Below are 307 nucleotides of genomic sequence, written 5' to 3'. Positions count from 1 at the left end.
GATATGCAGCAATGTGAGGTGCTAAACCCCAAAGTGGGGCATCACCTGCTAGATTTGCGCGAATTGGTTGCAGGTCTCTCAGTTTATCGAGAGCTACCTCAGTTTGAGGTGGCCCTTGGGGAAGACGCTGCTGCGCTTGTGGTGCGTCACATGGCGCCGCTTACCGAGGACGATACCGCTAAGCTGGTTGCTTTTGGGCAGGCACAGGGTTTTCACATCTATTTGCAGCCAAAGGGGGTTGATACCGTCCATCGTATTTGGCCCGAGTCGGCCTCCAAAGATGAAGATCGCTTGCATTACACTCTCG

At 53.7% G+C, this 307-nt stretch carries 1 pseudogene; it reads left to right on the top strand.

The annotated features are described in order from the left end of the window. Positions 1-307, top strand: a pseudogene (locus A3751_RS22515) (23S rRNA (uracil(1939)-C(5))-methyltransferase); the annotation flags it as partial.

This window comes from Oleiphilus sp. HI0080 (assembly GCF_001635135.1).
This window is presented reverse-complemented; position numbering and strand designations above follow the sequence as displayed.